A 23,134-nucleotide genomic window follows, 5' to 3' on the forward strand; every position below is an offset into this window, starting at 1 on the left:
TTATTCTATAGAAAATATATAGTAATAGAGTGGTTGCCCACCAAATACTACTTCTACATCAAAATCATCGTATTGTTCCTGAAGTTTCTCAGCCAAATTTTCTGCTTCTTCTTCAGATAAATTATTACCATAAAAAATTGTTATTAAAGAAGTATCCTCATTGATAATTCCTTCAATTAGCTTAATAGCAACTTCTGTAATGTCTTTTCCTGTTGCTAGAATATCTCCCTTTGATATACCTATGATATCATCCTTATGTATCTTGGTATTGTTAAATTCCGTATCCCTTACAGCATATGTAACTTGACCAGTTATCACATGATTTATTGCTTCTTCCATGTTCTTGCTATTTTCTTCTACGGTTAAATTCTCATCAAAGGCTAATAAAGCCGATATTCCTTGAGGAATTGTTTTAGTTGGGAAAACTATAATGTTTTTAGAGCTTAATTCTCTAGCCTGCTCTGCCGCTAAAATAATATTACCATTGTTAGGCAATATAAAAATATTTTCTCCTTCGACTTCTTCAACTGCATTTAAGATATCTTCTGTACTTGGGTTCATAGTTTGCCCCCCAGGTATTATAACGTCAACATGTAGTTCTTTAAAAACCTTATCTATACCTTCACCAATAGATACTGAAATAAAACTATATTTTTTCTTTTCCTTTATTTCTTCTTTTTCTTCAATATCATGCTTTATAGTTTCAGCATAGTTAGCTCCAGAAATTAAGCTATTATGCTGATATCTCATATTATCAATTTTTATATCATTTAATTCACCTAAGGATAGAGCTTTCTCTAAAACTAATCCAGGATTATTAGTATGAATATGAACCTTTATTAGCCCTTCTCCACCAACTACAAGTAAAGAGTCTCCTTGAATAGATAATTCTTTCCTAAAGGAATCAATGTCATTATATTTGGTGTTAACTATGAACTCTGTACAATATCCATATTTAATATCATCTGTCTCTATAGGACCATGATCTATTAGCTTCTTAGAAATATCACTTTTAAAGAAATCAAGTTCAATAGCTTTATCGTTAGTTAATGCATTATAAGCACCAGTTAAAACATATATTAAACCTTTACCACCAGCATCTACAACTCCCGCTTGCTTTAAAACAGGAAGCATTTCTGGTGTCTTGTTTAATACTATGTTCCCGTGTTCTATAACTTTTTTTAAAAATACTAGAATATCTTTTTCTTCCTTATAGATAGTTAAACCATATTCACCACATTCTCTAGCAACAGTAAGTATAGTCCCTTCTGTAGGCTTCATTACAGCCTTATACGCTGTATCTGCTGCTTGCTTAAAGGCTTCTGCCAAAATTTTAGTATCTATTGTTTCTTTATCCTTTAACCCATTAGCAAATCCTCTAAATATCTGTGATAATATGACACCTGAATTACCTCTAGCTCCCATCAAAGAGCCAGTACTCGCTGCTAAAGCTACTTTAGAAGCACTATATTCTTCAAGATCTAATATCTGCTTTATTGAAGATTTCATAGTTAATGACATATTTGTGCCTGTGTCACCATCAGGAACAGGGAAAACATTTAAGGAGTTTACTTCCTCCTTGTTATCTTCTAAAAACTTTGCAGCTCCTACCAAGGCTTTTTTGAGCAAAGTTCCATCAATTATTTCAACTTTCAATTGTAGTACCTCCTTAAACTACTTTTCGACTCTAACTCCTTGTACATTTACATTTATTTTGTCTACTTTCAACCCTGTTAAATTCTCCACAGTAAATTTAACTCTTTCAATTATATTTTCAGCTACTACAGATATTTTCACTCCATACTCTAATATAACATGTAAATCAATAGTTACATTATCCTCTTTAGTGTAAACCTTTATTCCTTTGGATAGATGGTCCCATTTCAATAGTTCAAAAAAACCATCAGTAGCATTTTTAGAAGCCATACCTACTATGCCATAGCTTTCCATAGCAGATAAACCTGCAATAGTTGCTATTACGTTATCATCTATGCTAATATATCCAAATTCAGTGTTCGTTTTAGCTGACATAAATTATCGCCTCCTTATCATATATATGCCATATTCTATATTTTACCTTATAGAATTAAATAGTTCAACTAAATACTATGATTAAGCAAAGATTTAATTTTTAAACTTAATTAATTGCTACATCAAATACATATAATCTAACAGTTTATTTTTGATTTATAATAATAAAAAATAAAAACCAAACATTTAATCACTGTGAATATTAATAATTTTAAAATTATTAATATCTACAAAAATGCTTGGCTATATATTCATTATTAAGAAAAAATCTAAAATTATATTTTACAAGCTTTAATTTTTAAAATTTTCTTTTTATCCACTTTTTCTACTTTAAATAATACATTATCAAATTCAACTTCTGTATATTCCAATTCCTCTGGAATTTTGCCTAAATTTCCTATAATGAATCCACCTATAGTATCATAATCGTCTATCGGAATCTTTATTTCAAAAAATTCATTTATAGTATCTATATCTACTGTTCCATCTATTATAAACGTATTTTCATCACATTTTTCAATTTCTTTTTCATCTTCATCATATTCATCAAATATATTCCCCATAATCTCTTCTATTAAATCTTCCATAGTTACTATACCTGCTGTTCCACCATATTCATCAATTACTATAGCCATATGTGATTTTACTTTTTGGAATTCTTTAAATAAATCATCTACTCTTTTGGATATTGGTATAAAATATGGTTCATAAATAATTTCCCTTAAATTAAAAGAAGTGTATTTATTGGAATCTAAATATTGTAATAAAGCTTTTGCATGAAGTATTCCTACAATATTATCTATATTTTGTTCATAGACGGGTAATCTTGTATATTTTTCATTAGTTACAATCTCCGTAATTTCTTCTAGACTAGAATCTAAAGATATACTCACCACATCAGTTCTATGAGTCATTATCCTTGAAACTGTCTTATCATCAAAATCAAATATATTGTTAATCATAGTTCTTTCATTTTCATCTATAGTACCTTTTTCTATTCCTACATCTAACATCATTCTTATTTCTTCTTCAGTAACATTTTCTTCATCAAGATCTGGATCTATACCAAAAATCTTTAATACAACATTTGTAGATGCATTTAAGAGAGATACAAAAGGTGATGTTATTTTTGAAAGAGCATTTAATGGTTTTGCGACAAACATAGATATATCCTCAGATTTTTGCATTGCAATTCTTTTAGGAACTAACTCACCTAATATTAGAGTGAAATATGAAAGAAATATAGTAATGATAATTACAGAAATTGTTTTAAGTGTAACATCAGCAATAGGAATATTGGCCTTTTTCATCAATTTGACCAATTCTTCAGCGAAACTTTCTGATGCAAAAGCACTAGCAAGAAATCCTGCAAGAGTAATTCCTATTTGTATAGTAGACAAAAATCTTCCAGGTTCATCTAATAATAGTTTAAGTATTTTAGCTTTTTTATTTCCCTGTTCTGCCATTAATCTTATTTTATTATCATTCAATGATATGATAGCAATTTCCGAAGCCGCAAAGAAAGCATTAAATAATATAAGTATTAACAAAATAAAAATTTGTGTCAACAATTAAAATCATCCTCCATAGTTTACAATAAATAATCTAATCATATTAGTGATTATTATGCAACTATAGTCTTCTATAAAAGATGATTCTTATATATAGTTGATTTTCAAATAGAAATTTATCTAATATAACAAAATAATTCTCCCCATCCTCAGGAACATCATCCAAAGAAATTCCACCTCCACACTAATAATTACTTCATAATATAACATAATTTATTAATTTATGTCAATTAAATTTAAAATAAACATAACAAAATTTATCACTATGTTAAAAATCTATCCCAATTATTTCGTACTATGATAAACTAACATTATCTTATAATACATTTTGGTTGCAATTTCATAGATTATTATGTTAGAATATAATGTGTTATTATTGAAAAATAGAAATATACTAATAAAGTATTTTCAGTGGTAGATTAAGGAGGTGTTTCTCATGGCAAAAGTTTGTGAAGTGTGTGGAAAGGGAAAAGTATTTGGTAACAAGGTTACTTTCTCAAATAAGAAAAGTTCAAGAAGCTGGTCACCAAACATCAGAAAAGTAAAAGCAGTAGTTAATGGTACAACAAAAAGAGTTAACGTATGTACTAGATGTTTAAGATCAGGATATGTTGAAAGAGCATTATAAAGTGTTTATAAAAGAAACCTAAATAAGGCTTGCCATTAGTACTAATGGAAGCCTTATTTTATTTTCAGAATTAATAATCCCATAATTAAGAGGGCTATTCCTATTATAAATAATAGGAATCCTATAGGTATAACGTTTATAAGAATTAGCCCCCCAACAATTCCTAGAGCTATCCCAATAATTTTTTTTGTTTTATATCTATATCTATAATAATACCTTCTCATAAACAACACTCCTAATATAGACTTAGTACATTCTATTCTAATAAGAGTTTTTAGTTACAAAAAGCTTAGGCCTTATTAATCCTTAGATACAAATACTAAACATTTTCCTTTATGAATTATAACTTGTCCAACATTCTCTACAATTTTATTACTTACTCCATGAGTAGAACCAAAATCAATTTGAGTCTTATCTAAAGGGTATTCAAAACCTTGTAGGGTCACTACAATACCTTCATCAGTAATGGGAATTATAGAAACAAAAGTGTCTTCATGATATTTTAATTTTAGATAATTATCTATTAAATAAATAATATTATTATCATCTACTATTTTTCCTTTTATGCCATTGTCTAAGATTCTTTTAAGTAAAAAAACATTTGCTAAAGTATGATCTTTTCTTGTTCCAGTTACCCCCATAAGAGTAATATCTTTAAACCCTTTTTGAATTAAATATTCTATTGCTAATTCTGTGTCAGTTGCATCCTTTTTTGAAGGGAACCTATTTATTGGTACTTTTTCCTCTTCAAGAATCTTTAATGTTTTTTTATCTATAGAGTCTAAGTCACCTACTACTAAATTAGGTTTATATTTAATTTTTAAAAGATGATTAGCTCCTCCATCAGCACAAAGAACAAAGTCACATTTTTTAGCAATACATTCCAATCTTTTTAAATTAGAAATAGCTCCACTAGAAACTATAAGTCCTTTCATTATACCACTCCTACTTAATCTTAACCGCTTTTTGTAAAGGCTTCCATATCAAAGATAATATAATTGCAGAAATAACAAACTCTGGTATCAAATAACTTGATTGGTATCCTAAAGAATATAACCAAGGATTTTTACCCCCTGCATATTCACGAAAAAATATTATACCCGCCAAAAAATGACATATAAATCTCCCACCTATTGCTAAAAATGTTGACAAAATAGTGTTAAAATAATATTTTATAGTAGAATTATTCTTATGACTAGAGAATAAACCTGCTAAACCAAGTAGTCCAAAGGCTATAGGATATTCTAATATAGCTTGAGCTGGTGAAAATATCCATGCTCCTAATATAATTTTTAAAATTCCAAAAGTAGCTCCTATTACCATTCCTGGTCCAACTCCCCATCTCATAGCAAATAATAAAATAGGTATCATACTACCTGCAGTTACAGACCCACCTTGTGGAGCCTCATAAATCTTTATTCTGCTTAGTACAATAGCTAAAGCTATCATAATACCTGCCTCTACAATCATCTTAGTACTCCATTTTTTCATTCAAAACTCCTCCTATAAAATTAATAAACCCATTGCCTGAAATAGGCAATGGGTATGTAAGCAAGTTAAATACACACTTCCCTACGCTAGCATTATCTAGTTCAGGTCATAAGGGTCGGGCATAAACCACTCTCAGCCAAACTGGCTCCCCCAGTGCTAATCACATATTATTTAATTTAATACCATTATATCATAATAAATTTATATTTCAATTATAATAATTTAAAAGCTTTAGTTTTTTCAGCTATATCTTCCGACTCAAATATTTCTGATCCAACTACTAACAAATCAGCACCATAATCCAATATTTCTTTAGCGTTATCTAGTTTTACTCCCCCATCTACCTCGATAATTATATTTAAATTCCTTTCATCAATAATTTGCCTTAGTTTTTTAATCTTCCCTTCCATAGATCCTATAAAACTTTGTCCACCAAATCCTGGATTAACTGTCATTATCAAAACTAAATCTAAATCCTCTAATACATATTCAATATTATCTAGAGGTGTAGAAGGGTTTAGTGCTACACCTGCTTTTATTCCATAATTTTTAATCTCTTGGATAGTCCTATGAAGATGAATAGTTGACTCTTCATGGACAGTTATTAAATCTGCTCCAGCTTCAACAAAGTTCTTGATATATCTTTCAGGTTTATCTATCATTAAATGAACATCGAAAGGCAACTTTGTTGTCCTTCTTAATTTCTTAATTACTGGAGGGCCAAAGGTAATATTCGGAACATACGTTCCATCCATTACATCTAGGTGGATATAGTCTGCCCCACCTTCTTCTATTTTCTCAATCTCTTCCTTTAAATTTGCAAAATCAGCTGATAAGATGGAAGGTGAAAGTTTTGCCATTTTAGTACCTCCTAATATTTTTTATCTCCTCTAGAAATTGTAAATAATTCACATATCTACTATTATTGATATTTCCTAATTCTACTTGTTTTTTAACTTCACAATTCGGTTCTTTATCATGTAAACAACTTAAAAACTTACAATGTTCCCCATATTTATGAATCTCTCTAAAGTAGTCTCTTACTTCTATTTCTTCTTCAATAAAATCAATGTTTAAAGAACTAAAACCTGGAGAATCTAAGACATAAGTGTTTTCCTCTAAATTTAGCAATTCAATATGCCTAGTAGTATGTTTCCCTCTTTTAGTCTTGTTGCTTACTTCTCCAGTTACTAATTTAAACTCTGGATTTACTTTATTTAATAAAGATGATTTACCTGCTCCTGAGGGACCAGCAAAAACAGATATATTATTTTTCAAAGCAGTACTAAGCTCTTCTATTCCCATATTTGCTTTAGAACTAGTACTTATTACTTTATATCCTGCATTTTTATATATAGTTTTAATATCCTCAGTTTTATCAGGTGCCAAATCAGCTTTATTTATACAAATAATTATTTCTAACTTTTCATACTCAGCCATAAGCAAAAATCGATCTAATAACCAAGTACTAATATTTGGTTTTTTTACACTCATAACTATAATAGCTTGAGTAACATTAGCAACAGGAGGTCTTAAAAGTTGGGATTTTCTTTCGAATATTTCTTCTATATATCCTGTATTGTCTTCTTGACTAATCCTTATTCTTACCCTATCTCCAACTAAAGGAATTAGATTTTCTTCTCGAAAAATTCCTCTAGCTCGACATTGGATTATGCCATCTTGAGTTCTAATATAGTAAAATCCGCCAATACCTTTTATTATAATCCCTTCTATCATAAAGACCTCCTATTTTTATTCTTCCTTGATTTTATCATATTGATATATACCATCAAAGAGTACTTCAAACTTTGCACCAACTTTTCCCTTTAAGTTTACAGTTACTTCCTCCGTTGCTTTATGCCTCTTATTATATACTACTTCACTTTCTCCATCTTGAGTCCTAATTATTTTTATTTCTGTTTCATCTCTATCTTGGAAGGGAGTTAAAGTAAACGTAATAGGTCCTTCTTTATTCTTTTTACCATTATTCCCATTGTTTCCATTGTTTCCATTGTTTCCTTCATTATTATTTCCATTATCTTCAGAATCTTCTTCTGGTCCACTACTTACATATAAGTCTACAGATGTATTAGTCTGTAATTCTGTTCCCGGTTCATATTCTTGCCATATAACTATATCTTTTGCAATATCTTCACTTGGTTGAGGTTTAACTTGACCTACTACCAGACCTTTTACTATTAAAGCATTTTTAGCATCCCCTATTTTTTGCCCAACTACTTTAGGCATTGTTACATTTTTAACCTCTGGACCTTTACTAACAACTACATTGACTTTTGAGTCAGCTTCTACCTCTGTATATGGTTCTGGACTCTGACTTATAACTACATTAGTAGGTATCTTATCTGAAAAGTCTGAAGTTACTGTACCTTCTTTTAAACCCGCTTTTTTCAATATAGATTCTATTTCGTTAATGTCTTTGTTTTCCAAATTTGGTACCTTTACCAAAGTCATTCCTTCACTAACGGTAACTTCTATAGGAAATCCCTTTTTGACTTTTGTCTTAGCTTCAACGTCTTGGCTAACTATATCTCCAGCTTTAAATTCGTTGCTCTTCACTGTACCCTTTACTCTAAACTCTAAACCTAAATCTCTTACTTCTTTCTCTGCTACATCCTTATTTAATCCAACAAGGCTAGGAACTTCTACTTCTTCACTGGTAAATAATCCTTTGAGTTTAAAAAATCCAAAAAACATACTAGTAGCTAATAGAAACGCTAAAAAGATACCTAAAATTATAACCTTTCCTCCACCATCTTTTTGACCAGTTTGTTTCTTCTGCTTTTTATTCTTATTATTTTTCACTTTAACTACATCCTCCTCGCCAACAGCAGGAATTATTCTAGTGGGAGATTCAAGAACACTGGTTTCTTCAAAAATTTCATCTGTTTTAGAAGTTTTTATTCTTTTCAAATCCCTAATTAGTTCATTTACATTACTGTATCTATCCGATTGTCTTTTTTGCACACATTTCAAAATAATATTTTGAAGTCCAACAGGTATTGTATTATCAATTTCTCTTGGAGATACCATATCCTCTTGAACATGTTTTAGAGCGACAGTAATGGGGCTATCCCCTTCAAAAGGCAATTGGCCAGTAACCATTTCATACATAACTATACCTAAAGAGTAGATATCAGACTTCTCATCTGTATATCCTCCCCTTGCCTGTTCTGGAGAAAAATAATGAACTGAGCCGATTACATTAGAAGTATTTGTAACCGTTGAAGTAGTAGCAGCTCTAGCAATACCAAAATCAGTTACTTTTACTCTACCATCTTCAGCAATCATTATGTTATGGGGTTTAATATCTCTATGAACCAAATGATTCTTATGAGCATGTTCCAAAGCTTCAGCTATTTGGTTAGAATAATTAATGGTTTCATCTATAGTCAACTTTCCTTTTTCTTTTATAATTTGTTTTAAGGTCTTCCCTTTAATATATTCCATTACAATATAATGAATTTTATGTTCTCCATCCTCTTCAACACCAACATCATATATATTTACAATATTAGGATGCGAGAGGCTTGCAGCAGCTTGAGATTCCCTTCTGAACTTTTTAACAAACTCTTCATCATTAACAAACTCATCTCTTAATATCTTTATGGCTACATATCTATCTAATAACCTGCATCTAGCCTTATATACTAAAGCCATTCCTCCTCCGCCTATCTTTTCAAGTATCTCGTATCTGCCACCTAATACTTTTCCTATCATATCATCACCTCGCTTAATCAAAATTTAATAGCTATTACTGTTGTATTATCATATCCACCATTATCATTAGAAAGGGATACAAGGTTTTCACAAGCTTTTTGTATATTCTTTTCTTTAGACAAAATATCCTGGATTTGAGAGTCCTTGACCATGCTAGTCAGACCATCACTGCATAAAAGTAAAATATTACCTTCTTCATACTCTCTAACCACAATATCCATTTCAATAGTCTCACTAGTTCCAACAGCTCTAGTAATAATATTTCTTTGAGGGTGAGTTTTTGCCTCTTCTAAAGTAATACTTCCATTCTTAACTAGTTCATTAACTAAAGAATGGTCTTCTGTAATCTGAATTAAGTTTTCGTCTTTAAATAAATAAGCTCTACTATCTCCTACATGACCTATACATAACTTATGATTGGTAATATAAGCTAAGGTAACAGTAGTACCCATACCAGAATAAGCTTCCTTTTCTATTGATTTTAAATAAATTTTCTCATTAGCTTCCTTTATAGATTGTTCAATTAGTTTAGTTATACTTATTTCATCCATAGGCAGAGTCTTTAATTTTAAAAAAGTATCTTTAATAATATTAATTGCCATATTACTAGCTATTTCACCTGCTTTATGTCCTCCCATACCATCTGCAACTACAAATAGAGGAATATCTTCATTTACAGGTACAAAATATGAATCTTGATTGTTGTCTCTTACCATGCCTACGTCTGTCATTGCACCACTAACCATAAAATCACCTCACTGGAAAGTACTTAAATCACTACTCTTTGAATATCTTCTTCTAAGCTGACCACAAGAAGCACTAATATCTCCACCCATTTCTCTTCTAATGGTTACAGCAATATTATGCTTGGCTAATTCCCTTTGAAACCGTTGAATATTTACCATTTCAGGTCTGCCTTCATTAAATTCTTTTATTGGATTCAATGGAATTAAGTTAATATGACAATTTACACCTCTTAATATCTTTAGTAATTCTTTAATATCTTCTTCTCTATCGTTTACATTTTCTATTAAGGTATACTCAAAAGTAATACGCCTTTTAGTAACTTCTCCATAATATTTGCAAGCCTCCATCAGCTCATCTATAGAATATTTAGTGGCAATAGGCATAATCTTCTTTCTATCTTCATCAAAAGGAGAATGTAGTGATATCGATAAAGTTATGGGCATTCCTTCTTTAGCCAAATCATAAATTCTAGGAACTACACCACATGTAGATAAAGTTATATTTCTTAAACTTATGTTGTGTCCTTCTTTATCATGGATAATATTTATAAATTTCATTGTATTATCATAATTATCCAATGGCTCTCCACTACCCATAAGAACAATATTACTTATGGATTTTTTCGTATCTTTTTCCATCATATATATTTGGTTAACCATCTCTGCAGGAGTTAAATTTCGAATTAATCCTTCTTTTGTAGAAGCACAAAATGAACACCCCATTTTACATCCAACTTGGGTAGATACACAAATAGATATCCCGTGGTTATATTCCATTAACACACTTTCAATAATATTCTCATCTTCTAATAGATATAGGTACTTTTTTGTGTTATCTATTTTTGAATCAAATCTTTTAAATATTTTTATGTTGTTAACCTTAACACAATCTTTCAGCTTGTCCCTTAGTGCTCTGGGCAAAATGTTTGCTTCAGAAATGGACGTGCCGAAATTTTTATGAAAGTAGGAAAAAATTTGATTTCCTCTAAAACTTTTTTCCCCAATGCTAACCATATACTCTCTCAACTTTTGTAGAGTTAGGCTATTTAATTCAACTTTATCCAAATAATCACCTCATAGATATCCTTAATTTAATATTATACATAAAATTTTATTATATATCTATCTTTCTTTAATCATTTTAGCTATAAAAAAACCATCAGTGTTATGAATATGGGGGAATAGTTGAAGATATCCTTTTTTAAAAGTAGGAATCTCATCCTTATTTTCAACAAGATTATCTATACTAATTAATCTAAAATTATCATTTTCTTTAAGAAATTTATTAACTATATTTATATTCTCGTCTTTTTCTATAGTGCAAGTGCTATATATTAAAATACCATCTTTCTTAATATAATCTTTAACATTTTCTAGTATTTTGTATTGGAGAATACTTAAATCTTTTATATCTTCTTCTTTTCTATTCCATTTAATTTCAGGTTTCCTTCTAATTAAACCAAGCCCAGAACATGGTGCATCCACTAGACAATAATCAAGTTTATTATATAGGGAATCATCTTTCTTTAATCCATCAAATACCTCTGTTTTTATGATATTTATCCCTAGTCTTTGAGCATTATCATTTATAAGTTTTATTTTGTGATCATATATATCCCTACTAATTATACTACCTTTATTATTCATTATCTGACCAATATGAGTAGATTTACCTCCAGGGGCACTACACACATCTAAAACCAAACTTTCTTCCCTAGGATTCATTATTTGTCCTACTAGCATACTACTTTCATCTTGAATAATAAAATGACCTAGCTTAAATTCTTCAAGATCAGTTATTCTATAGGGATTATCTATAATTAAACAATCTTTAGCATATAGTCCATCTCTTACTACATAATCCCTACTCATTAATGTTTTCTTCAAAATATCTTTAGTAGTTTTTATAGTATTTACTCTAATATTTATTTCCGCTTTATGATTATTTGCTTGACATAACTTTTCAGTAAAATCTTCGCCAAATTCCTCGATCCATCTTTTTACCATCCATTTAGGATGAGAATATTTAATAGAAATATAATCAAGTTTATTTTTCTCGTCTACAACAATAATTTCTTCTTTATTTCTACTAGCATTTCTTAATACACCATTTACAAATCCTACAGTTCCTTTATGCCCATATTTCTTTACGATATTTACACATTCATTGACAGCAGCTCTATCAGGGATTTTATCCATAAAAACGATTTGATAGACTCCCATTCTTAAAATTTCAAATATGGAAGGATGAATCTTTTTTAATTTTATCTTTGATACTTTTGAAATCATATGATCAATGTATAATTTATTCTCTAGAACTCCATAGACCAGTTCCCTAATTAAATTTTCATCTTGAGGATTTAGTCCTGATTTAATATGCCTATTAATGGCTATATTAGAAAATGCTCCATTTTGATTAATATCCAATAATATATTGAAAGCTATCTCTCTAGCATCATGGCTCAAATGTACCACTCCTTAAAGGTTAAATTAATTTAAATAAACTTTCAAAAAAATAAGGGGTAACCCCCTATTTTTTTCTATTAATATTTCTTTAAGAATCTCTCCTATTGGATAAGGATAATAATCTTAACAGTTCTCCAATAGCCACTAAAGTTGCTGCTACATAGGTTAAAGCTGCTGCCCGTAAAACTTCCTTAGCAGGTTTAATTTCACTATTGGATACAATACCATTTTCTAATTGATATAATGCTCTACTACTGGCATTAAACTCAACAGGTAATGTAACTACTTGAAATAATACAACAGCTAGATATAACAATATTCCTACTTCAAGTAAAAAAGGGCTTATGATAAATCCAAGCATTATCAAAATCCAAACAAATCTTGACCCTATGCTGGCAATAGGAGCTATATTATTTCTTAATATTAAAGGGAAGTATCCTTCTGCATGCTGAATGGCATGCCCTACTTCATGGGCTGCAACACTCATGGAAGCAATACTTGTTCCTCCATATACCCCCCTAGATAATCTAACTACTTTTGACCTTGGATCGTAGTGATCCGATAGCTGCCCTGCCACTTGTTCAATTCTTACATCTGAAAGCCCATTTCTATCCAGTATCATTCTTGCTATCTGAGCTCCAGTATATCCAGTTCCATTAGGTACTCTAGAATATTTATTAAAGGATGTACTTATTTTTAGTTGAGCATAGGATGCAAAGATTAAAGCTGGTAACACAAAGAGCATCCATGATCCATAATATCCTCCATAATATCTTCCATAATACATATATATTCTCCTTTCCCAATTAGATTAAGATAACTCCTTCTTCTATTCGATTACCTCTTAAATAGTCTTTAACAAGAAGTTTCTTCTTTCCAGGAAATTGTATTTCCTCAATAACAACACATTTGTCTAAAGCGTTGACAAATATTCCTTCATCTGTTACTAAAACTATCTCTCCATCTTTACCCTCTTTAAACTTATCTACTAATTTCACTTTATGAATTTTAACAATATTACCATTATAGACTGTATATGCACTTGGCCGTGGCTTTAATCCTCTAACTAGATTTTTAATATTTTCTCCATCTTTTCCCCAGTTGATTCTACCAATTTCTTTGCTTATCATGGATGCATAAGTAGATAATTTATTATCCTGAGGGACTTTAATTACTCTATTATCTTTTATTCCCTCTAAAGCTTCTACTATTAACTCACTACCCAAAAGAGCTAATTTATCATGAACTATTTGAAAATCATCCTCTTCATTAATAGGTATTTCTTTAGATAAAATCATATCTCCTGTATCTAAGCCTTCTGCCATTTCCATAATAGTAATACCAGTTTCTTTCTCTCCATTAATTATCGCCCAGTTAATAGGTGCTGCTCCTCTATACTTTGGCAACAATGAAGCATGAACATTTATACAACCATATTTAGGCATATCCAATATTTGCTTTCTTAAAATTTGCCCATAGGCTGCCACTACAATAAAATCTGGATTTAACTTTTTCATTTTTTCTATAGATTCAGCACTATTTACATTGTCTGGCTGATAAACTTCTAACTCTAATTCTAAAGCCTTTTCCTTAACGGCTGTAGGTTGAAACTTTTTACCCCTCCCTTTTGGTTTATCCCTTTGAGTAATAACTAAAGCTATATTATAACCTTTATTGTATAGGGACTCCAGTGTAGGTACAGCAAAATCTGGTGTTCCCATAAAAATTATATTCATAACACACCTCTATTCTATATCATCTTCTATTTCTTCTATTATTTTATCTATGAAGAGTATGCCATTAAGATGATCAATTTCATGGCATAATGCTCTAGCCAATAAGCCAGTTCCTTCTATTTCTTTTGCCTCTCCTTTTTCATTTAAATATTTTACCTTAACCCATTCAGGTCTTTTAACAGTACCGCTTCTATTAGGTATACTCAAACATCCTTCTGCATCTATGACTTCTCCATTTTGTTCAATTATTTCTGGATTAATTAGTTTAAGTACTCCCTCTCCCACATCTATAACTATTACTCTTCTTAATACTCCTACCTGAGGTGCAGCAAGTCCTACTCCTTCTGCTTCATACATAGTATCAACCATATCCTCTAGTAATATTTTAATTCTATCATTTATTTCAGTAATTTCCCTTGATACTTTTCTTAAAATAGGATCATCAGATAATCTAATTTGTCTAATTGCCATATTAATTCCTCCTACAATATTGAATTTGGATTTATATCTATACTAAATTTAATATTATCAAAATTTAAATTATATGTATTTAATATACATATTCTATTTATAATGTTTCTTAAACTATTAATATATTGGCCCTCAACCTTAATTAAAATTTGCCATCTATAATTATTTTTAATTCTCTCTAAAGGTGCTGGATATGGACCAATTACATATTTAAATAAATCTTCTTTATTAATGCCTTCTATCTCATTAATAATTATATTGTAAACTTCTTTAGCTATGGATGCAACCTTACTATTATTTTCACCATAAATTAATATGCTTATTAAATTAATAAATGGAGGATATAGAAATTCCTTTCTTAAGGCAATTTCAGCATTATAATAACTTATATAATCATGTTCCTTAGCATATTGAATACTGTAATGTTCCGGACTATAGGTTTGAAGAATCACCTTGCCTTCAAAGTCACCTCTACCAGCTCTACCTGCCACTTGAGTTACAAGTTGAAAAGTTCTTTCTGGTGAACGAAAATCAGGCAAATTTAATGTAGTATCAGCTGCAATGATACCCACTAAAGTAACATCTTTAAAATCTAACCCTTTAGACACCATCTGGGTGCCTATTAATATATCTATATTTTTTTTCTTCATATCATCTAGTATCTTTTCATAACTGCCTTTTTTAGTAGTTGTATCCATATCCATTCTCATAATTCTGCTTTGAGGAAACAACTTTCTAGCATATTCTTCAACTTTTTCAGTTCCAACTCCAAAATATTTTATGTAGTTACTTTTGCAAACAGGACATATCGTCGGTGGATTAATAGCAACCCCACAATAATGACATATTAACTTATTTGTATTTCTATGATAAGTCATAGATATATCACAGTTATTACATTTTACTACATATCCACATTTTCTACAGGAGACAAAAGTTGAAAAACCTCTTCTATTTAAAAATAATATAATTTGCTTTTTATTGATTAAATTTTTTTCTATTGCTTCATAAAGTTCTTTGCTAAACATGGATTTATTTCCATTATCCAACTCTTGTCTCATATCTATAACTTTGACTTGTGGTAAAGTAGTGTTGTTTATTCTTTCTTCTAATTTTAATAAAGTAATATCTCCCATTAAACTATTATAATAAGTTTCTATAGATGGAGTGGCAGACCCCATAACTAAATAAGCTTTTTCTAACTCACATCTTTTAGCAGCTACTTCAATAGCATCATATTTGGGATTTTGACTTGATTTATAAGTTGTTTCATGCTCCTCATCAATTATTATTAAACCTAAATTATTAAATGGAGCAAAAACAGCAGATCTAGCACCTACTACTATCTTTACCTTTCCTTCTTTAATTCTTCTCCACTCATCAAATCTTTCTCCTTGTGATAATTTGCTGTGTAAGACTGCCACCTTATTGCCAAATCTTCCTACAAATCGTTCTATGGTTTGAGGCGTTAAAGATATTTCAGGGACAAGTATAATAGAATCTCTCCCAAGCTTCAATATTTCTTCAACTAGCTGTAAATATATTTCAGTTTTCCCACTACCTGTTACACCATGAATCAAGAACTTATTTCCCTCTTCATTTTGATTAATAGAATCTAAAATTCTTTGAAAAACCTTTCTTTGGCTATTAGATAATGTATGTTTCTTATAATATTCAATATTGTTTTTTATAGGATCCCTATTTACTTCCTTATTAAAAATATGAATAATACCTTTCTTCTCTAGAGCTTTTATAGTTGCTAAAGTAGTATTTAGTTCTTCAATTAAGCTTTTCAAAGAAGTTTCTTTAATATTATATAAATATTCTCCAATTTCTAATTGTTTAGGACTTCTACTTCCAATAAGTTCTTTTACTTTTATAAGAGGTATATCCTTTACTAAAAATCTTACCCACTTTTCATACTTTTTTTCAACAGTAGTTTTAATATCTATTGTAGTTTCAATAATACCCATATCTTCCAGACTATTTAACACTTTATTTATATTCACTATTTTACATTTTTTCTTCAAGTCCTCAAGAAGTATCTTTTTTTCATTTTCTATGACATACAAGAGTTTCTTTTCATCCTCATTTATTTTCATAATATCAATTTTGCTATTATTTATTAATTCAACAAAAGTGTTTACCTGTTTAAAATCTCCTGGAGGAAGTACTGGTTGAAAAGCATCTATATAAGAAGATAGATAGTTTTTGCTTATCCACAAGCTTAACTCTATTAATTCTTTAGATATTAAAGGTTTATCATCTAAAACATCAATTATTCGTTTTAATTTATAATCTTCTTTAAAAAAATCCTCAATTCTAATGACTATTCCCTTTATCATTTTATTTCCTATTCCAAAAGGAACTATTACTCTCATTCCTTCTTTCACAACACCAACTAGATCTCCATCTATTAAATAGGTAAAAGGTTTATCTACTTGAGAAGCTTTATTATTAACTATAACTTGTGCAAATTGTTTGTCCAATTATGATCATTCCTTTTTCTTTAAAAAGGAGAAGCTAGATAAGATAATCTAGCTTCTATTTTTTAAAATATTTGATACCTTATCTAAAATTATCTTTGCAACATCTTTTTTATGCATTAAAGGATAGTCATTACTATTACCATCCTTATCTATTATTGTAACAATATTGGTTTCAGTTTTAAAACCTGCACCTTCTTGCGTAACATCATTAGCTACAATAAAATCAAAGTTTTTCTTTTTCATTTTTTCTGTGGCATACTCAGATAAATTATTGGTTTCAGCAGCAAATCCAACTATTATTTGCTCTTTTTTACGTTTGCCAAAATAAGCAGCAATATCTGGATTTCTAATATAATCTATTGTTAATTCATCTTGCTCTCCTGGTTTTTTCTTTATCTTTATAGGACTAACAGTTTTAGGCCTATAATCTAAAGGAGCTGCGGATTTTATTAAAACATGACAAGTATCAAAATATTCTCCAACAGCATCTAACATTTCCCTTGTGGTTTTCACATTTACAACCTCTATCCCTTTAGGTGGTATAAGAGGGGTATTTCCAGATATTAGTATTACCTCAGCACCTCTATCTGCAGCTTCTTTAGCAATACTATATCCAGTTTTTCCACTAGAAAAATTGGTCATATATCTTACAGGATCTAGAGGCTCTATAGTAGGACCAGCTGTTATAACTATTCTTCTACCAATTAAATCTTTTTTCACAAAACTACTTATAACGTATTCTACTATATCAGCAGGCTCTGCCATTTTCCCCTCACCATAATCACCACAAGCAAGTAAACCAGTTTGGGGCTGAATAAATTCATAACCAAGATTTTTTAACTTATCCATGTTTTCTTTCACTATAGGATTTTGATACATAGCAGTATTCATGGCAGGAGCAAATATGATCTTAGCTTTAGAAGCCATTACTACTGTTGTTAATAAATTATCTGCTATCCCATTAGCAATTTTACCTATAGTATTAGCTGTAGCTGGCGCAATTAAAATCACATCTGCCTTTTGTGCCAAAGAAATATGTTCTATATCATAATTTTTTAACTCTTTAAACATATCCATATGAACTAGATTATGAGATAAAGATTGGAAAGTTAAAGGTGTAACAAAATTAGCTGCACCTTCTGTCATGATCACTTCTACATTGGCATTTTGTTTTTTTAATTTACTAACCAAGTCCGCAGCTTTATATACTGCTATTCCTCCTGTGACTCCTAATACTATAGTTTTATCCCTCAACATCATATCACCTACTTAATACTATTAATATTTGGTCTAGTATAAGATATTTTTCCTTCAACCATCTCTTCTATAGCTATACTAACTGGTTTCTTAGATGTAGTTTCTATTAAAGGTTTAGCACCATCTACTAATTGTCTTGCCCTTTTTGCTGTAAGCATGACTAAAGTATATCTACTATCTCCTTTGTTTGATAAATCGTTTATAGATGGATTTAACATGTTATTCCTCCCTTATGAAATAATCTTTTCTCTAATATTATTATGGCGTTTCACTTTTAATTTCTCTGCAGTAATTATAGATTCAATATTTTTTACTGCTTCATCAAGCTTATCATTAATAACAAAATAATCATATTCATCAACAAATTCTAGCTCTTTAAATGCATTAGTGAATCTCCTATTTATATCTTCTTCAGTTTCTGTTCCTCTCTTAATTATTCTGTTCCTAAGTTCACTCATAGTTGGAGGCAATAAAAATATGAAAACTGCCTCTGGATAATTTTCTTTCACCTGCATTGCTCCTTGGACATCAATTTCTAAAAGTACTATTTCTCCTTTATCAACTTCCTCTAATACAAATTCCTTTGGAGTACCATAATAGTTATTATGAACTAATGCATATTCTAAAAATTCATCTGCTTTCGCCATGTTTTTAAACTTTTCTTCTTCAATAAAGAAATAGTTTAATCCATCTGATTCTCCAACCCTAGGCTTCCTAGTAGTCGCTGAAACAGAATAAATAATATCTTCATTTCTACTTAGTAACTCCTTACTTACAGTTCCCTTTCCGCATCCGGAAGGACCTGAAATAACTAATAAGAATCCTTTAGACATTTATACCCCTACTTTCTAATTTAAGTCAGTGTTTGTTCCATCTTTAGTGCTAAGTCTATGGGCCACTGTTTCTGGTTGAACAGCAGATAAAATAATATGATCACTATCTGTAATTATTACAGCTCGTGTTCTTCTACCGTAAGTAGCATCTATAAGAACCCCTTTATCTCTAGCTTCCTGTATCATTCTTTTAATTGGTGCTGATTCAGGACTTACTATAGCAATTATTCTATTTGCAGAAACAATGTTTCCAAATCCTATGTTTATTAACTTGATTGACATTAATTTTACCTCCTTAAAACTACTCTACATTTTGTACTTGTTCTCTAATTTTTTCAATTTCACTCTTTATTTCAACTACCAAGTTAGAAATTATTAAATCACTGGCTTTAGATCCAATAGTATTAATTTCCCTATTCATTTCCTGAACTAAAAAATCCAATTTTCTACCTATAGGTTCATTTTCTTCTAATATAGATAAAAACTGTTTTATATGACTTCTCAATCTCACTATTTCCTCATTAATATTACTTTTATCGGCAAAAAACACTACTTCACAATTAAATCTATCTTCATCAACATTCACATCTGCATCAAGAAGCTCTCTTATCCTCTCCTTAAGTTTATCTTTATATTCCAATACCACTAAAGGAGATCTCTCTTTTATTTTTGATACCATATCCTCAATTTTATCTAAATTAGACTTTATATCCTCTTTTAGTTCTTCTCCTTCAGATTCCCTCATTCTTATAATATCTTCAAGCGCCATATTTAAAGCTTCCTTTAGACAATTCCAAGCCATATCTTCGTCAAGTTCTCTTCTTTCAGTTTTAACTACTTCGGACATATTGAGAATATTAGATAATCTTATATCGTCTTCGATACCTAATTCCATTAATATCTCCTCTAAAGCCACTTTATAGGACTTAGCTAATGGAATATCAACTTTAATATCTATAGCTGACTCATTTATATACTCTAAATTAATAAATGTTTCTACTCTGCCTCTATTAATCTTTTCTTTTATAGTTTTCTTTACCTTTTCTTCTAAATAATTTATATGTTTAGGCATTTTCACTACAATATCATTATATCTATGGTTAACTGCTTTTATTTCAACTTTAAAATTATGTATTCCATCAGTATTTTCACCTCTGCCAAATCCAGTCATACTCCTTATCACTATGCTCACCTCTTTCCAAAAATTTATAACCTTAATATTTCTTTAATTTGCTATTATACAATTTATTAAAAAAATAAGCTACTATTTGTTACGAAATTTTAATATTTAACTAAGAAAACACCTATTAGTTTATTCTTTAATGAGAAAATGGTATACTCTTATTAATCTATTTTTAATTTTTGGAGGAATCAATATGTCATTTGATGGAATAGTTACAAAAGCTGTTATTAAAGAATTACAGGATACATTATTAGGCGGTCGAATAGATAAAATATATCAACAAGAAAAAGATGAAATTTTAATTCATATTCATAGTAAAGGAGTTAATCATAGACTAATTATTTCTGCTAGCAGCAATAATTCTAGGGTATATCTTACTAATCACTCAAAGAAAAATCCAGCTTCACCTCCGATGTTTTGTATGCTTTTAAGAAAACATTTAACTGGCGGAATAGTCTTAAATATCGAGCAATATAATATGGACAGAGTAATTTTTATAGACATTAGTGCTGTAGATGAATTAGGTCAGCCTACGGAAAAAAGACTTGTTATAGAAATCATGGGGAAACATAGTAATATAATCCTTATAGATAAGTCTTCTTTTAAAATTATCGACTCAATAAAACGGGTTTCGGAAGATATTAGTAGGGTCAGACAAGTATTACCCGGTATGATATATGAATATCCACCTATTAAGGATAAAGTAAATCCCTTAGTCGGTACTAAGGAAGACTTTTTAAATTGTTTTGAAAATAGTAATAAGAATATGGCAGTTTATAAATTTTTCTACCTTAATTATATAGGTCTTAGCCCCTTAATTAGTAAAGAAATTTGTTTTAATTCCAACCTTGATATTGATAGATCTCTAGGTAGTTTGTCAGAATCTAATAAAGAAACCTTGTATAATTCGTTTCACGCTATTATGGAAAAGGTTAGAAATAACGAATTCACTCCAGTGACTATAAGTTCAAGTTTAGGAACTGAGGTATTAGCATTTCATAGTTTAGATATTAATCAATTTGGAAAGTCTAATAAAGATTTTTCTTCTTCTATTAGTGTATTACTAGATAATTACTACCGTACTAGAGATACACTAGATAGAATTGGTCAAAAATCTCAATCTATTAAAAGATCTATACAAGTTAAGTTAGAGAGATCTTTAAATAAATTAACTAAACAAAAAGAAGAATTATTAGAAAGCGAAGATAGGGAGAAATACAAAGTATACGCAGATTTAATTTCTGCCAATATATATAAAATAAATAGAGGCATTGATTTTGTAGAATTAGAAAACTTTTATGATGAAAATTTAAATAAAATAAAAGTTCCTTTAAATGTAAAGTTATCTCCTATAGATAATGCTCAAAAATACTATAAAAAATATTCCAAACTTAAAAATGCACATTTACTTTTACTACAACAAATTCCTGAAACAAAAGAAGAAATAAATTATTTAGAAAATGTTCTTATGGGTATTGAAAATTCTACAGAAATTGAAGAACTAGAAGAAATAAAAGAAGAGTTAATTAAAGAAGGGTATATAAAAGGTTCTTCTAAAAATAAGAAGAAGAAAAAAGAAGAAACTTCTTCTGAGCCTTATAAATATATATCATCCGATGGCTTTAATATATTTGTAGGAAAAAATAATAAGCAAAATGATTATCTTACTTTACGTTTCTCCCATAAAGAAGATCTATGGCTTCACGTTCAAAATATGCCTGGCAGCCATGTTATAATTCAAAGAGAAGGAAAGAATATTCCTAACACAACTTTAGAGGAAGCTGCAACTTTAGCAGCTTATTATAGTAAGGGTAAAAATTCTAATCATGTCCCAGTAGATTATACTGAAAGAAAAAATGTTAAAAAGCCTAAAAATGCAAAACCGGGAATGGTTATATATGAAAATTATAAGACTCTATATATTAACCCTTCTAAAGATCTAGTAGATAACATAACAAAAGCTTCTATTTGATCATTTTAAAACTCCATTAAAATACTAAGGAAATCTTTATTTTCTATCTTTTTTCAAAAAGAGTACACCCACCCTCTATAGGTGGGTGGTGAATTTTTACTTAGCTTTAGCTAAGTTTTTTCTTTTATTAGATTGCATAAATAATAGCATTTATTGTAAAATCGTGACTACTATACTATAATATTACTATAATTTTCTAAGAAAGGAGGATTTAAATGCCCCAAAAGCCTACTAAAGAAGTTTTGTTTGGTGTTCAAAAACAACAGCTTAAACATTTGTCTAAAGGTGAATATTTAGCTTTAAGAGAGTTATGCTTTTTAAGCAAAAATATGTATAATATAGCCCTATACAACATTATACAATACTATTTTACTGAAAAGAAATTCTTAGGCTATAACAGTAACTATCATCTTTGTAAAGATAATGAAAACTATGCTCTACTTAATGCCAATTCAGCCCAGCAAATTATAAAAGTTGTTGATAGAAATTTTAAGTCTTTTTTTGCTTTGATTGAAAAAGCTA

Annotated in this window: 23 protein-coding genes, 1 pseudogene and 1 riboswitch; of the genes and pseudogenes, 3 read left to right on the forward strand and 21 right to left on the reverse strand. The window is 29.6% G+C overall.

The window, feature by feature from the left end; genetic code table 11:
- From KQI42_RS07010 to KQI42_RS07020, 3 genes are all read right to left on the reverse strand, one after another.
- On the reverse strand, positions 1-1,656 hold the full coding sequence (locus tag KQI42_RS07010) for a DAK2 domain-containing protein (protein WP_216518138.1): 1,656 nt from the start codon (positions 1,654-1,656) through the stop codon (positions 1-3).
- 18 nt (positions 1,657-1,674) lie between these two features.
- On the reverse strand, positions 1,675-2,031 hold the full coding sequence (locus KQI42_RS07015) for an Asp23/Gls24 family envelope stress response protein (RefSeq protein ID WP_216518140.1): 357 nt from the start codon (positions 2,029-2,031) through the stop codon (positions 1,675-1,677).
- Between the two features lie 275 nt (positions 2,032-2,306).
- Positions 2,307-3,602 (reverse strand): hemolysin family protein, encoded by a 1,296-nt coding sequence (locus KQI42_RS07020; protein ID WP_216518142.1) that lies wholly within the window; start codon positions 3,600-3,602, stop codon positions 2,307-2,309.
- A 436-nt stretch (positions 3,603-4,038) separates the two neighbouring features.
- On the opposite strand from KQI42_RS07020, the gene rpmB reads away from it, so the two are divergent.
- Complete coding sequence (rpmB, locus tag KQI42_RS07025) at positions 4,039-4,230, forward strand: 50S ribosomal protein L28 (RefSeq protein WP_216518144.1); 192 nt, start codon at positions 4,039-4,041, stop codon at positions 4,228-4,230.
- A 53-nt stretch (positions 4,231-4,283) separates the two neighbouring features.
- Here rpmB and KQI42_RS07030 read toward each other — a convergent pair whose 3' ends face one another.
- The 18 genes from KQI42_RS07030 to KQI42_RS07115 form a co-directional block, all read right to left on the reverse strand.
- Positions 4,284-4,454: a hypothetical protein gene (locus KQI42_RS07030; protein ID WP_216518146.1), complete on the reverse strand. Its 171-nt coding sequence runs from the start codon at positions 4,452-4,454 to the stop codon at positions 4,284-4,286.
- 75 nt (positions 4,455-4,529) lie between these two features.
- Positions 4,530-5,165 (reverse strand): thiamine diphosphokinase, encoded by a 636-nt coding sequence (locus KQI42_RS07035; protein WP_216518148.1) that lies wholly within the window; start codon positions 5,163-5,165, stop codon positions 4,530-4,532.
- A 10-nt stretch (positions 5,166-5,175) separates the two neighbouring features.
- The gene (gene thiT, locus KQI42_RS07040; protein ID WP_216518150.1) at positions 5,176-5,721 is read right to left on the reverse strand and encodes an energy-coupled thiamine transporter ThiT; all 546 of its coding nucleotides are present in this window, start codon (positions 5,719-5,721) and stop codon (positions 5,176-5,178) included.
- A gap of 61 nt (positions 5,722-5,782) precedes the next feature.
- Positions 5,783-5,883: riboswitch (TPP riboswitch) on the reverse strand.
- 50 nt (positions 5,884-5,933) lie between these two features.
- A complete protein-coding gene (gene rpe, locus KQI42_RS07045) occupies positions 5,934-6,581 on the reverse strand; it encodes a ribulose-phosphate 3-epimerase (RefSeq protein WP_216518152.1) in 648 nt (215 codons plus the stop codon).
- 1 nt (position 6,582) lies between these two features.
- Positions 6,583-7,458 (reverse strand): ribosome small subunit-dependent GTPase A, encoded by an 876-nt coding sequence (gene rsgA / locus KQI42_RS07050; RefSeq protein ID WP_216518154.1) that lies wholly within the window; start codon positions 7,456-7,458, stop codon positions 6,583-6,585.
- A 15-nt stretch (positions 7,459-7,473) separates the two neighbouring features.
- The gene (pknB, locus tag KQI42_RS07055; RefSeq protein ID WP_216518156.1) at positions 7,474-9,459 is read right to left on the reverse strand and encodes a Stk1 family PASTA domain-containing Ser/Thr kinase; all 1,986 of its coding nucleotides are present in this window, start codon (positions 9,457-9,459) and stop codon (positions 7,474-7,476) included.
- Positions 9,460-9,476: 17 nt separating this feature from the next.
- A complete protein-coding gene (locus tag KQI42_RS07060) occupies positions 9,477-10,205 on the reverse strand; it encodes a Stp1/IreP family PP2C-type Ser/Thr phosphatase (RefSeq protein WP_216518158.1) in 729 nt (242 codons plus the stop codon).
- 9 nt (positions 10,206-10,214) lie between these two features.
- Positions 10,215-11,270 carry a dual-specificity RNA methyltransferase RlmN gene (gene rlmN / locus KQI42_RS07065; protein WP_216518160.1) on the reverse strand — a complete coding sequence of 352 codons (1,056 nt, stop codon included), beginning with the start codon at positions 11,268-11,270 and terminating at the stop codon, positions 10,215-10,217.
- 57 nt (positions 11,271-11,327) lie between these two features.
- A complete protein-coding gene (gene rsmB, locus KQI42_RS07070) occupies positions 11,328-12,671 on the reverse strand; it encodes a 16S rRNA (cytosine(967)-C(5))-methyltransferase RsmB (RefSeq protein WP_216518162.1) in 1,344 nt (447 codons plus the stop codon).
- A gap of 88 nt (positions 12,672-12,759) precedes the next feature.
- Positions 12,760-13,458, reverse strand: a complete 699-nt coding sequence (locus KQI42_RS07075) for a zinc metallopeptidase (protein WP_216518164.1) — start codon at positions 13,456-13,458, stop codon at positions 12,760-12,762.
- A gap of 19 nt (positions 13,459-13,477) precedes the next feature.
- A complete protein-coding gene (gene fmt / locus KQI42_RS07080; protein ID WP_216518166.1) occupies positions 13,478-14,407 on the reverse strand; it encodes a methionyl-tRNA formyltransferase in 930 nt (309 codons plus the stop codon).
- A gap of 9 nt (positions 14,408-14,416) precedes the next feature.
- Positions 14,417-14,878, reverse strand: coding sequence for a peptide deformylase (gene def, locus KQI42_RS07085; RefSeq protein WP_216518168.1), 462 nt, complete (start codon positions 14,876-14,878; stop codon positions 14,417-14,419).
- 11 nt (positions 14,879-14,889) lie between these two features.
- Positions 14,890-17,367: a primosomal protein N' gene (gene priA / locus KQI42_RS07090; protein WP_216518170.1), complete on the reverse strand. Its 2,478-nt coding sequence runs from the start codon at positions 17,365-17,367 to the stop codon at positions 14,890-14,892.
- Positions 17,368-17,415: 48 nt separating this feature from the next.
- Positions 17,416-18,624 (reverse strand): bifunctional phosphopantothenoylcysteine decarboxylase/phosphopantothenate--cysteine ligase CoaBC, encoded by a 1,209-nt coding sequence (gene coaBC, locus KQI42_RS07095; RefSeq protein ID WP_216518172.1) that lies wholly within the window; start codon positions 18,622-18,624, stop codon positions 17,416-17,418.
- Between the two features lie 8 nt (positions 18,625-18,632).
- Positions 18,633-18,842, reverse strand: a complete 210-nt coding sequence (gene rpoZ / locus KQI42_RS07100; protein ID WP_216518174.1) for a DNA-directed RNA polymerase subunit omega — start codon at positions 18,840-18,842, stop codon at positions 18,633-18,635.
- A gap of 12 nt (positions 18,843-18,854) precedes the next feature.
- A complete protein-coding gene (gene gmk, locus KQI42_RS07105) occupies positions 18,855-19,457 on the reverse strand; it encodes a guanylate kinase (RefSeq protein WP_216518176.1) in 603 nt (200 codons plus the stop codon).
- A gap of 15 nt (positions 19,458-19,472) precedes the next feature.
- Positions 19,473-19,733 carry an extracellular matrix/biofilm regulator RemA gene (gene remA, locus KQI42_RS07110; protein WP_425519753.1) on the reverse strand — a complete coding sequence of 87 codons (261 nt, stop codon included), beginning with the start codon at positions 19,731-19,733 and terminating at the stop codon, positions 19,473-19,475.
- Between the two features lie 25 nt (positions 19,734-19,758).
- Positions 19,759-20,640: a YicC/YloC family endoribonuclease gene (locus KQI42_RS07115; RefSeq protein WP_343231659.1), complete on the reverse strand. Its 882-nt coding sequence runs from the start codon at positions 20,638-20,640 to the stop codon at positions 19,759-19,761.
- Positions 20,641-20,833: 193 nt separating this feature from the next.
- Here KQI42_RS07115 and KQI42_RS07120 point away from each other — a divergent pair, with 193 nt between their 5' ends.
- Positions 20,834-22,612, forward strand: a complete 1,779-nt coding sequence (locus tag KQI42_RS07120; RefSeq protein WP_216518183.1) for an Rqc2 family fibronectin-binding protein — start codon at positions 20,834-20,836, stop codon at positions 22,610-22,612.
- A gap of 215 nt (positions 22,613-22,827) precedes the next feature.
- Positions 22,828-23,134 (forward strand): annotated as a pseudogene (locus KQI42_RS07125) (RNA-guided endonuclease TnpB family protein); the annotation flags it as partial.

The organism is Tissierella simiarum, assembly GCF_018917865.1.
Lineage (GTDB): Bacteria > Bacillota > Clostridia > Tissierellales > Tissierellaceae > Tissierella_C > Tissierella_C simiarum.

What these genes read in the sequence shown, in the direction of transcription:
- KQI42_RS07015 (WP_216518140.1), bottom strand. Translation starts at nt 2,031, where the DNA reads ATGTCAGCTAAAACGAACACTGAATTTGGATATATTAGCATAGATGAT.
- rpmB (WP_216518144.1), top strand. Translation starts at nt 4,039, where the DNA reads ATGGCAAAAGTTTGTGAAGTGTGTGGAAAGGGAAAAGTATTTGGTAAC.
- KQI42_RS07030 (WP_216518146.1), bottom strand. Translation starts at nt 4,454, where the DNA reads ATGAGAAGGTATTATTATAGATATAGATATAAAACAAAAAAAATTATT.
- KQI42_RS07035 (WP_216518148.1), bottom strand. Translation starts at nt 5,165, where the DNA reads ATGAAAGGACTTATAGTTTCTAGTGGAGCTATTTCTAATTTAAAAAGA.
- thiT (WP_216518150.1), bottom strand. Translation starts at nt 5,721, where the DNA reads ATGAAAAAATGGAGTACTAAGATGATTGTAGAGGCAGGTATTATGATA.
- rpe (WP_216518152.1), bottom strand. Translation starts at nt 6,581, where the DNA reads ATGGCAAAACTTTCACCTTCCATCTTATCAGCTGATTTTGCAAATTTA.
- rsgA (WP_216518154.1), bottom strand. Translation starts at nt 7,458, where the DNA reads ATGATAGAAGGGATTATAATAAAAGGTATTGGCGGATTTTACTATATT.
- pknB (WP_216518156.1), bottom strand. Translation starts at nt 9,459, where the DNA reads ATGATAGGAAAAGTATTAGGTGGCAGATACGAGATACTTGAAAAGATA.
- KQI42_RS07060 (WP_216518158.1), bottom strand. Translation starts at nt 10,205, where the DNA reads ATGGTTAGTGGTGCAATGACAGACGTAGGCATGGTAAGAGACAACAAT.
- KQI42_RS07075 (WP_216518164.1), bottom strand. Translation starts at nt 13,458, where the DNA reads ATGTATTATGGAAGATATTATGGAGGATATTATGGATCATGGATGCTC.
- fmt (WP_216518166.1), bottom strand. Translation starts at nt 14,407, where the DNA reads ATGAATATAATTTTTATGGGAACACCAGATTTTGCTGTACCTACACTG.
- def (WP_216518168.1), bottom strand. Translation starts at nt 14,878, where the DNA reads ATGGCAATTAGACAAATTAGATTATCTGATGATCCTATTTTAAGAAAA.
- coaBC (WP_216518172.1), bottom strand. Translation starts at nt 18,624, where the DNA reads ATGTTGAGGGATAAAACTATAGTATTAGGAGTCACAGGAGGAATAGCA.
- rpoZ (WP_216518174.1), bottom strand. Translation starts at nt 18,842, where the DNA reads ATGTTAAATCCATCTATAAACGATTTATCAAACAAAGGAGATAGTAGA.
- gmk (WP_216518176.1), bottom strand. Translation starts at nt 19,457, where the DNA reads ATGTCTAAAGGATTCTTATTAGTTATTTCAGGTCCTTCCGGATGCGGA.
- KQI42_RS07120 (WP_216518183.1), top strand. Translation starts at nt 20,834, where the DNA reads ATGTCATTTGATGGAATAGTTACAAAAGCTGTTATTAAAGAATTACAG.